Origin of the sequence: Paraburkholderia humisilvae, from assembly GCF_902859855.1 — a bacterium.
Taxonomy (GTDB): Bacteria; Pseudomonadota; Gammaproteobacteria; order Burkholderiales; family Burkholderiaceae; genus Paraburkholderia; species Paraburkholderia humisilvae.
In genome coordinates this window covers 35,339-44,991 of record NZ_CADIKH010000052.1, presented here as the reverse complement: position 1 = coordinate 44,991, position 9,653 = coordinate 35,339, and the positions used below count along the sequence as shown (strand labels likewise).

At 60.6% G+C, this 9,653-nt stretch carries 7 protein-coding genes; all 7 read left to right on the top strand.

The window, feature by feature from the left end:
• Positions 1–827 (top strand): hypothetical protein (locus HV796_RS32830; RefSeq protein ID WP_175232062.1); only part of this gene is annotated, 827 nt, incomplete at its 5' end.
• 2 nt (positions 828–829) lie between these two features.
• Positions 830–2,080, top strand: coding sequence for a WD40/YVTN/BNR-like repeat-containing protein (locus tag HV796_RS32825; protein WP_246356158.1), 1,251 nt, complete (start codon positions 830–832; stop codon positions 2,078–2,080).
• 9 nt (positions 2,081–2,089) lie between these two features.
• Positions 2,090–3,001: a hypothetical protein gene (locus tag HV796_RS32820; protein ID WP_246356157.1), complete on the top strand. Its 912-nt coding sequence runs from the start codon at positions 2,090–2,092 to the stop codon at positions 2,999–3,001.
• A 79-nt stretch (positions 3,002–3,080) separates the two neighbouring features.
• Entirely contained in the window at positions 3,081–4,247 is a 1,167-nt protein-coding gene (locus HV796_RS32815; RefSeq protein WP_175232060.1) for a WD40/YVTN/BNR-like repeat-containing protein, read from the top strand.
• Positions 4,248–4,403: 156 nt separating this feature from the next.
• Positions 4,404–4,694 (top strand): PAAR domain-containing protein, encoded by a 291-nt coding sequence (locus HV796_RS32810; RefSeq protein WP_175232059.1) that lies wholly within the window; start codon positions 4,404–4,406, stop codon positions 4,692–4,694.
• Positions 4,695–4,853: 159 nt separating this feature from the next.
• Complete coding sequence (locus HV796_RS32805; RefSeq protein ID WP_175232058.1) at positions 4,854–6,038, top strand: hypothetical protein; 1,185 nt, start codon at positions 4,854–4,856, stop codon at positions 6,036–6,038.
• A complete protein-coding gene (locus HV796_RS32800; protein WP_175232057.1) occupies positions 6,035–9,652 on the top strand; it encodes an ImcF-related family protein in 3,618 nt (1,205 codons plus the stop codon). Before HV796_RS32805 ends, HV796_RS32800 begins: the two co-directional genes overlap by 4 nt.
• Position 9,653: the final 1 nt, after the last annotated feature.

Sequence of the window (9,653 nt, the reverse complement as noted above, 5' to 3'; positions counted from 1 at the left end):
CCTACACGCAGCGTGCCCAGGCCGACAGGACCGTATGCGACCTGCACGTCCCCCCTGCGGCCGACTCGATCATCGGGCACTGCGAGTATTACTACCGTCCGCTGCATTGTGCCTATACCGATACGGTCGAGAAAGTGACTCTGTCTCGTGCGACATCAGCCGTAGCCTTTGCTGCTATCAAGACGTTCTCCTATACCTTCAATCCGTGGACGGATTTGAAGGTGGCGGAGCGCCTGCTCAACCGTCGCGAGAAGTTGATTCCGCCGAATTGCACCGACGCGGACTGGTCGCGCCATAGCAATTTCATGATGCGCCATATTGGGTGCGGGCATAATCCGCCATCGTATTACATCAGCTACGGCTACTACTACTGCTCACACTACGGCAAGGAGCTTTTCCCGGATTTGAGCCCTGCCGGGAAGGTGTGGCTTATTTTGGCAAGGAAATATCTCCAAATAAACATGGAGAACGGTCTTAAGCAAAACATGAAAGGCGACGTTATTCAAATGGCAAGTCGAGATCCCAATAACGGTGACTTTTCGATGGATGTGTCACGGTATAAGCTCGAACTGGACCACGACGCATTCAAACACTTTGCCTTCAGGACTCATCCACTGGCCTATCTCGATGGTGGGATCGCTCATCTTCCACCGACGGATCTCATTCGCATCACGATGCAACCAAGACTACAGGAATGGGGCAGTTTGGGTACGTATGACCAGGTCATCAGCACCGGGTGGGGCTCCACAAAGACGTGGGTTGGCGAGGCCCATGACGGAACGGAATATCTCATTCGCCGGGCGCTCAATCGCCTCACGGAAAAGTAAGAGTGTACAAGCTCAATCGCACAAAGGCTCTAATTGGCATCCTCATTTTAATGGCCGCCACAAGCTATGGATATCGAACGATGACAGCGCCGCAATGGACAACGGTTACCACAAGCTTTATGGCGAATGACAAAACTTATGGAGGTGGAGCGTTTCGTCTTCGCAATAACGAAGTAATGACACTCAAGATCGCAGATCCAGAACTCCGCTTTCATGTTGTAGGGCTAGAAAAGGGCTATGACGTTGCCAAGGCCGTGCCCGAGGAACCATGGATGGACAAAGTGGATGAGCGGCTTAACCGCAGGTCTGTCAGCTTTCTACGAGGGAACGTGGGGAGTAACCTGTCGCGCTATTTCCAGCAACAAGCACAGAACGGTATTTGGTGGTATTCGAAGGACTGGGCGACGATTTATGTCGCTACGGATTGGACCGACTACAAACTTCCCGAGCCGAAAGATGGACTCTCTCCGCATATCGCCAAACTCTGGCGCTCAATTGATAGCGGCAAGACATGGACGCAATTGAACTGGCCGGAGGATCGCAATATCAGCAACCTCAAGTTTCTCGATTCACTGCGCGGTTATGCGATCGGCTGGGGGCCTCACGTATGGCGTACTGCTGACGGCGGTCAGACGTGGCAAGAGATTGCTCTGCCGCCGATGGCGACCGCCTATCGTCAACCTCGCAAGACATTCAACGCCGTCGACCTCGGCCCCGATGGAGTGCTGCGTGTCGCCTATTACGTCGGGATGCTCGGCGATATACGTCTTTCAAGCGTCGTATACCGGCTGCTTTGGGACGAGATGCACTTCGAACAGGACGTAGTGTTGCCTGATCAGGTAGTCAGGCAGCTTGTTTCGGTTGATGAATTGCCTGGCCGCACCTATTCGATCTACGCCTTGTCACGCCTCGGGCCTCCGCGGAATTACGATGACCACAACGATAAAGGCAACAGAACCGGCTCAATTTCGTCATGGCCGAGCGACAGGAATCCGACCGTCGAGCAGTTGCGCACCTTCGACGAGCGTTATGACGTCGATGGCCTTAGCGTAGGAAAACGAGGCGTCATGCTTGTCTACGCCACCGATTCGAGCCGCAAGGGGGCACCGCATACCATCACGTTCTATAGCGAGAACGCCGGCAAATCCTGGAAAGACATCGACGACGGAATGATGCAGGGAGGCTGGTTCGATTCCCTGACCAACACGCAGTACGCGCTTTATGCGTACACGCTCAGGAAGCGCCAATTTTAAGCATGTCCAATGCCGAACTTCTGGATAACTGAACCCATGGCCGGAAACGATGACACCAATGTCGCGGGCGTTTTCCGTTCCTATATGACGCCGGCGGCCTACACGCAGCGTGCCCAGGCCGACAGGACCGTATGCGACCTGCACGTCCCCCCTGCGGCCGACTCGATCATCGGGCACTGCGAGTATTACTACCGTCCGCTCGGATGCGCATATTCGGAAACCGTTGATAAGGTCAGTACCTCCAGCGCGTGGCAAACCGTAAAGGCATTCGCAACATCGTGGGATCCGTGGACGGATGAGGAACTGGTTCACCGTCTACTCTATCGTCGCGAGCAATTGATTCCGCCAAACTGCACTGACTCAGACTGGTCGCGCCACAGCAATTTCATGATGAGACACGTCGGCTGCGGACACCGGCCTCCGTCGTACTACATCAGTTACGGCTACTACTATTGCTCCCACTACGGGGCTGAACTTTTTCCGAAGCTGAGTCTGGCAGGGCAGGCTTGGTTAAGAAGTGCAAGATGGTGGCTGCAAAAGAACATGGAAAAGGGTTTGGCCCAAAACATGCAAGGACAGCAGATAAGCATGAGCGGGCATTTGCCGGACAGCGCGAGATTCTCGATGGGTGTGCCTCAGTATCAACTGGAGTTGGACGAACAGATGTTCAAGGATTTCGCCTTCAATACGCACCCGCTGGCCTATCTGGACGGAGGAATCGCTCGTCTTCCCCCGACGGATCTCGCTCGCATCATGATGCAACCCAGAATGCAGGAATGGGGTAGTAGGGATACGGCTGAGCAGGTTGCTCAAACGGTCTGGGGCGCGACAAAGGCATGGGTTGGCGATGGGACGGACGCGGTTTCATCCGGGACCGATACTCTGGTAAACGAAGTACTCTATTTCCTGATGAGGAAATAGAGTGCGCACGCCGACGTACTGGAAACTAATTTTAGGTGGCTTAGCTTTGGCAGCCGTTGCAACCTATGGATATCGGACGATGACAACTCCGCAATGGACAACGGTTACAACAGGCTTCATGCTGAACGATAAGCCGTATGGAGGTGGTGCGTTTCGCTTCCGGGAAAGCGAGCTTATGACGCTAAAGGTCGCTGATCCCATCGTTACGTTTAAACGGGCTGAGCAGCTTAAGGACCCGCTGGTTGCTGAACCGACGGAACCCTGGATGGACGGCACGCTGGAGTTGCTTAACCGATCCACAGTGAGTTTTCTGCGTGGCTCCCTGGACGGTGAGATGTGCCGCTTTTTTCAGCAACCCGCTCAGAACGCAGCTTGGTGGTATTCAACGGACTGGAGCACGATTTACATCGCTACCGACTGGATGAACTACAAGACAGCTGACCCAAAGAAGGGACCGGCACCGCACATTGCCACACTTTGGCGCTCGACTGATGGCGGAAAGACATGGGCACAGTTGAAATGGCCGGAGGATAACAACATCAGTGACCTCAGGTTTCTGGATTCGCAGCGGGGTTACGCGATCGGCTGGGGACCTCATATATGGCGTACAGTAGATGGCGGTCAGACGTGGCAGGAGATTGCTCTGCCGCCAATGGCGACCGACTACCGCCTGCCGCGCAAAATATTTGACGCTGTCGACCTTGGTCCAGACGGGACCCTGCGTGTCGCCTATTATGTCGGAATGCTCGGCGACGTAAGTCTTTCGAGCGTCGTGTACCGGCTACGCTGGGGGGACACGCACTTTGAGCCTGACGTGGTATTGCACAATCAGGTAGTCAAGCAGCTTGTTTCAGCAAATGAGCCGCCACGATATGCCTATTCGGTCTATGCCTTGTCGCGCCTCGGGCCTCCGAGGAATTACAGCGACCACAACGATAAAGGCAACAGAACCGGCTCAATTTCGTCATGGCCGAGCGACAGGAATCCGACCGTCGAGCAGTTGCGTGCCTTCAACGAGCGTTATAACGTCGGTAGCCTTAGCGTAGGTAAGCGCGGCGTCATGCTTGTCTACGCCACCGATTCCAGCCGCGCGGGGGCACCGCATACCATCACGTTCTATAGCGAGAACGCCGGCAAATCCTGGAAAGACATCGACGACGGAATGATGCAGGGAGGCTGGTTCGATTCCCTGACCAACACGCAGTACGCGCTTTATGCGTACACGCTCAGGAAGCGCCAATTCTGAGCGGCACTTTCCTGTGCGACGACAGGTTACTTTCAGGGAGTCAACGATATGAACGTGTACCAGCTACCGCAATTCCGGGAAAGTGTCCTCTGCGAATCATTCATCGCTCTCAACCTGGTGTTATGTCAAAGATAAATCCTGCTTCTGGAGCCAAGAATGAGTAGAAGGCCATATATCCGAAACGGCGACGCGACCAATGTCGGCGGCCATGTCGAAACGCCCGAACGCAAGGACATACTCGATGGCCACATTGCGGCCTACGAGGACGATCCTGTCTGGTGTCCGAAGTGCGGTACCTATGGACGCATCGGCTGCGCTGGCGTGCGGGCGAACGAGATCGGTCCCGACGGCAAACGCCCGGCGCTTGCTGACGATCTGTGCCTGTGCCGATGCGAGCCATCGCCCGTACTCATTCCCTCGCAGACCACTTCGGTATCCTGCGCATGATCGCGCATATGCAGAGCGTTGAATATTTGCCGCACTTCGAGTGCGGAGTCCGCGCGTTTTCGGCGTCGCGTGCAACCGGCACAGGGGAGACGCATTCCGATGCCGGTTGACGTGAAACAGCTTGGGCCGCCAAAACCCTATCCTCCGCGCGTCCCAGGAATGCGTGTCGGGTTCGCCCTATGGATTGCCTGCGTTGTCGTTGTAGGCGGCGCGACACTCCTGTTCTGGCCGCCTGACTGGCCCGCGCGAGGCGCACCCTTCTGGCTGCCGGTTGCCGGCCTGCCCAACGTCCTGTTTTTGACAATCGTCATACTGGGTCGCGCGCACTATGAAGACGCATACCTGCATGCGATGTACTACAACAATCATCGCGAGAAGCACCGTCGCAGCCTCATCGAGCGCGGCCAGCAATACGTGCGCTTACTTGATTTCAGCTACCAGTTCCCCGTAGCGAACGGAAAGCTGGCCCGTACGGTCGCGGAAGGCGTGCCGGTAATCAAGGCCCAGACGCTCAGGGACGGCACTGCGACTGCGAGGCATGCACGGCTGCCTGACGAAACCGATATGGCCTCCACTGATCCGCGGCTTGCCCAGGTGCTCCAGCAGGTCCCGCTTGATCGCGTAGGCAGACTGTATGCGCAACTTCTGGTACCCCTCGCAACGACTTTCCGGCCTTTGCTAAAGGCCGGACTGACCCCCGCCATACGGCTGGTAGTGACCGACCCGACGAGTCCCAGCGACGCACTGAGGCAACTGCGTACTGTTATCCGTGCGATGAACCTGTATCTGCCGGACTGTGAAACAGTTGCCGCCGCAGACGGGCTGATGCCGATCGACGCGTGGCTCGATGCGGGAGAAACGCGTCCGCTACTGGTAGTCGCGGTCCAGTTGTACGACAGACCGCCGGAGGATAGCGCGGAGGCCGGCGTGTCTCTGCTGTTCCTGCCACAGACGGTTGCGTTGCCCGATACGGTAACGTCTTGCGCAGCACTTTACCGACCCGTGGCCGTACCGCCACAGGACCTGGCTGAAGGACTCGCGCTCGCGATGCTTTGGGGACGGGTTTCTTCGCCGGCGATCGGACAGGCATGGCTAACCGGTTTCGGCGCCAACGAGCAGACGCAAGTGACCGAGGCGTGCCGTCGCGCCGCATTGGACCAATTGACGAAATTCGAAGCTCGCCGCCTGCCCGACAGCATCCTCGGTCACGCGGGCCTCGCGGCCGACTGGCTTGTCATCGCTGCGGCGGCCGAGCACGGGGCCGATGCTCCGCAACTCCTCCTGAACCGCACGCCGACTGCCTGTCAGGCGGTGCTCCTGCAAGCCCATTCACGAACGTCATGAGTACCGAATCTGTCGTAACGCCCGAAAGCGTTGTCCCACCGTTGCCTGCGGCACGCTCGCTTCTGACCTGGGCGATTCCCGCATTCGCCGCGCTTATGGCGGCAGTTGCCCTGGTGATGGTGTGGGTGTTCGGTGAACTGGTCCATGCGACCACCCTGGACGCGAAGAAAACACTGAGTCTCTGGATTCTCGGCATTCTGCTTGTGGTCGTACTACTGCACGTCTTTGCAACGCGCGTCGGTGCGCACTATATCGCGGGAGCGGTATTCCGACAGGACAACGGAAAAGACTCTGGTAAGTCAACGAACCCCGCGCCCTTTTCAAAGCGCGATGCACGCCTTCAGCGCATGTACGAAGAATTACGCGTCTCGCACGGCTGGTTCTGGCGTCGTCGTCTTCGCTGGCTGCTGGTGAGCGGCACGGATGAACGCGTTGACCAGGTCGCCCCCGGCCTCAAGCAGGCAGGCATCATGCATGTGGACGAGACCGTGCTGGTGCATGCATCACCGGATGGGGTCGAGGCGGCGAAGTGGCTGGGCCAGATCCGGCAATTGCGCCGCCGCCGCCCAGTCGATAGCCTCGTGCACGTCGCCCGCGCGGACGCCATCGATACCGAACTGCCCCGCGCCCTCTCGGGAATCGCCACCGCGCTGGGCTGGGCCGCGCCGGTTATCTTCCTGCATCCGGTGGACGCGAACGGCGACCCGCCCGCACAGATCGACGCAGTGGGCGCATTCATGCCGAACGCCTCACGCAAGCAGGCGCAGGCCGCTGCCGCCAGGCTGCCGGACATGCTGGGCGAACTCGAGCAGAAGACGGCGGACATCGGGGTGGTTCATTGCGGTAAACCGAACTGGATCACCTGGATGCTGGAAATCTCGGCGTACATCCATGAGCACGCCGCGCGGATAACTCTGAGCCTGCGCACGCTGGCCGCGTCGAAGTGGTTGCGCGCGCCGCTTGCGGGTGTCATGTTCGCGCCGGTCTTTCCGCGCGTGTCCGTCGTGCCGGTCCTTGTCGCCAACGCAGACGCCGCGCCCGGCGAGCCCGTCGCGGCGGTGCTCGTGGAGAGGGTCACGCGCGAGCAGCCGCGAGCCATGTTGCCGGTCTGGCGGGAAATCGCGGCCTGTGCACCCCGGTATCGAGGCCGCCGCGCGGGCCTGTACTGGCCGGATGTGCTCGCGCTGTGCGCGCTCGCCGCAGCCACCGTGTGGATCGTGCTACTGGTGATCTCGGGTGCGGGGAACCGGACACTTGTCACGAAGGCCGAAACGATTGCCGCCGCGGCGCTTGCGGCCACGCCCGGTGCGCCGCCCGCGCTGCGCGCGCAGCTTGCCCTGCAACAGCAGATCGACACGTTCGAATACCGCCGGCAGCACGGTGTGCCCTGGTATCTGCGCGCAGGCCTCTCGCGCAACGACGACCAGCTCGACGCACTGTGGCCGCCCTACCGAACCGTCGCCCTGCGTAACCTACGGCAACCAGTCGTGCAGGCGCTAGAAAGACAGCTCGCGCAGCTCTCCCGGGTCCGCGCCGACGAGCAGCAAAGCCACGACGCGCGGCAGTTCGCCTACAACCGCCTCAAGGCATACCTGATGCTCGCTACCCCGGCGCATACCAACGCGTCTTTCCTCAAAACGCAACTGCTGGACGTATGGCCCGCCCCCGCCGGCATGCGCGCGGGAGAATGGCTCGACACCTCGCAGCAGCTCGCGCGCTTCTGGTCCGAACACCTGAACGCGCATCCTGACTGGCGGATCAGCGCGTCGGTACCGCTCGTCACGCAGATGCGCTCGACACTCGTCAACCAGATCGGCCTCGCGGCGAGCGACGACGTGCTCTATCAGCGTGTACTCGATGAAGCGCGCGGCAAGTACGCAGACGTATCGCTTGCGACGCTGCTCGCGGGAACCGATGCGCACGGGCTTTTCACGACTACGCGGACAGTGCCGGGCATCTACACGCGCGCGGCCTGGGATGGCGTCATCGAAAAGGCTATCGACGACAACGCCAAGGGACAGCACGTCGTCGACGGAGACTGGGTGCTGACCGGCGATCAGCCGACCGCCCGGATAAGCACCACCGTGGTTGAAGGGGTAGTCGGCGCGGCGCGCACGTCGCTCGACGCGCAGCGCGAGACCGACGCCCTTCGAACGCGGCTGCGCACGCGGTACTTCAGCGACTATACGGCGGCCTGGGCAACCCTGCTCAACAGCTTCCAGTGGATACCCGCGAACAGTTTCTCCGGCGTGGTCGACCAGTTGACGCGTATGACCGATGCGCAGACCTCGCCACTGCTGGCAATCATGAAGTCGGTGCAGTACCAGGGCGAGGCGGGCCGCCCCTCGCAGGCGCTCACCGATACGCTCGTGCGCAAGGCACAGGGACTGCTCGGCGGCAGCGACCGCGACCCGATGCAGGCACCCGCGGTGAATCCGCTGGACCGCTCGTTCGGCCCGCTACTCGCGCTGCTCGGCGACAACAGCCCGGCTGCGGCCAACGGCAATGCGGGAAACGGACAGGCAGCCAACGCCACCGCCTTCAGCGGCGTCAGCCTCGCGCGCGTGCTGACAGCCGACACGACCGTGCGCCTGAAGCTGCAGCAGATCCAGACGAGTCCCGATGCGCAGTCGATGGCACGCTCGCTCGCGCAGGCGGTATTCCAGGGCAAGCTCTCGGACCTCTCGCAAGCGCGTGACGACGCAGCGCTCACCGCCGCGAGCGTTGGCGCACAGTGGGCAGGCTTCGGGCAGACGATGTTCGTGCAACCGCTCGACGCGGCGTGGCAGGCCGTGCTTCAGCCCGCCGCCGCGAGCCTGAACGACGCCTGGCGCGCGAGTGTAACAACCCCCTTCACGTCGACGTTCGCCTCGCGCTATCCGTTCTCACCGGCGACGGCCGACGCATCCCTTGCCGAGTTCGGTCGTTACGTGCGACCCGATGCGGGGCTGATCAACCGCTTTATCGAAGTCGAGCTATCCGGTGTGCTCAAGCGTCAAGGCGACCAGTGGGTGCCCAACGCACTCGCGCCGCAGTCGCTGCGGTTCGACCCGAAGTTCCTCGCCATGCTGCGGCTGATCGGCCCGCTGGGCGCGCGCCTCTACGCGCGGGGCGAGGCTGGCTATCGCTTCGAGATCATGCCGCAGCCGACACCCAGCGTAACGCGCACGGAACTGACCGTAGACGGGCAACCAGTCATCTACTTCAACCAGCAGGAGACCTGGTCGCCGCTCACCTGGCCAGGCAACGGCCTGAACGGCCACGCGTTGCTGACCTGGCACTCGCTGAATGCAGGGCTGCGCATCGCGTTCGACGCCACGGGCGAGTGGGCATTCCTGCGGCTGCTGGAGAGCGCCCGGACGAAACCGCTCGACGATACGCGCTACGAACTGGTGTGGAATGCCGGGGCCGTGAGCGAGAACTCCGCCACGACCGGCGACACTCCGGACAACACGACGGTGCCACTGCGCTATGTGCTGCGCACGCAGGCCGGCGCTGGACCACTGGAGCTGCTCAAGCTACGCGGCTTCCGCATGCCGGAGCGCATCTTCGTGACGGGACGCGCCGGGGTCATTTCCGGGCTGCCTTCCCTGCCACCATTGCCACCGGAATGAC

Bases quoted from the DNA above. Each gene is read 5' to 3' on its own strand.
- HV796_RS32820 (WP_246356157.1), top strand. From the start codon at position 2,090: ATGCCGAACTTCTGGATAACTGAACCCATGGCCGGAAACGATGACACC.
- HV796_RS32815 (WP_175232060.1), top strand. From the start codon at position 3,081: ATGACAACTCCGCAATGGACAACGGTTACAACAGGCTTCATGCTGAAC.
- HV796_RS32810 (WP_175232059.1), top strand. From the start codon at position 4,404: ATGAGTAGAAGGCCATATATCCGAAACGGCGACGCGACCAATGTCGGC.
- HV796_RS32805 (WP_175232058.1), top strand. From the start codon at position 4,854: ATGCGTGTCGGGTTCGCCCTATGGATTGCCTGCGTTGTCGTTGTAGGC.
- HV796_RS32800 (WP_175232057.1), top strand. From the start codon at position 6,035: ATGAGTACCGAATCTGTCGTAACGCCCGAAAGCGTTGTCCCACCGTTG.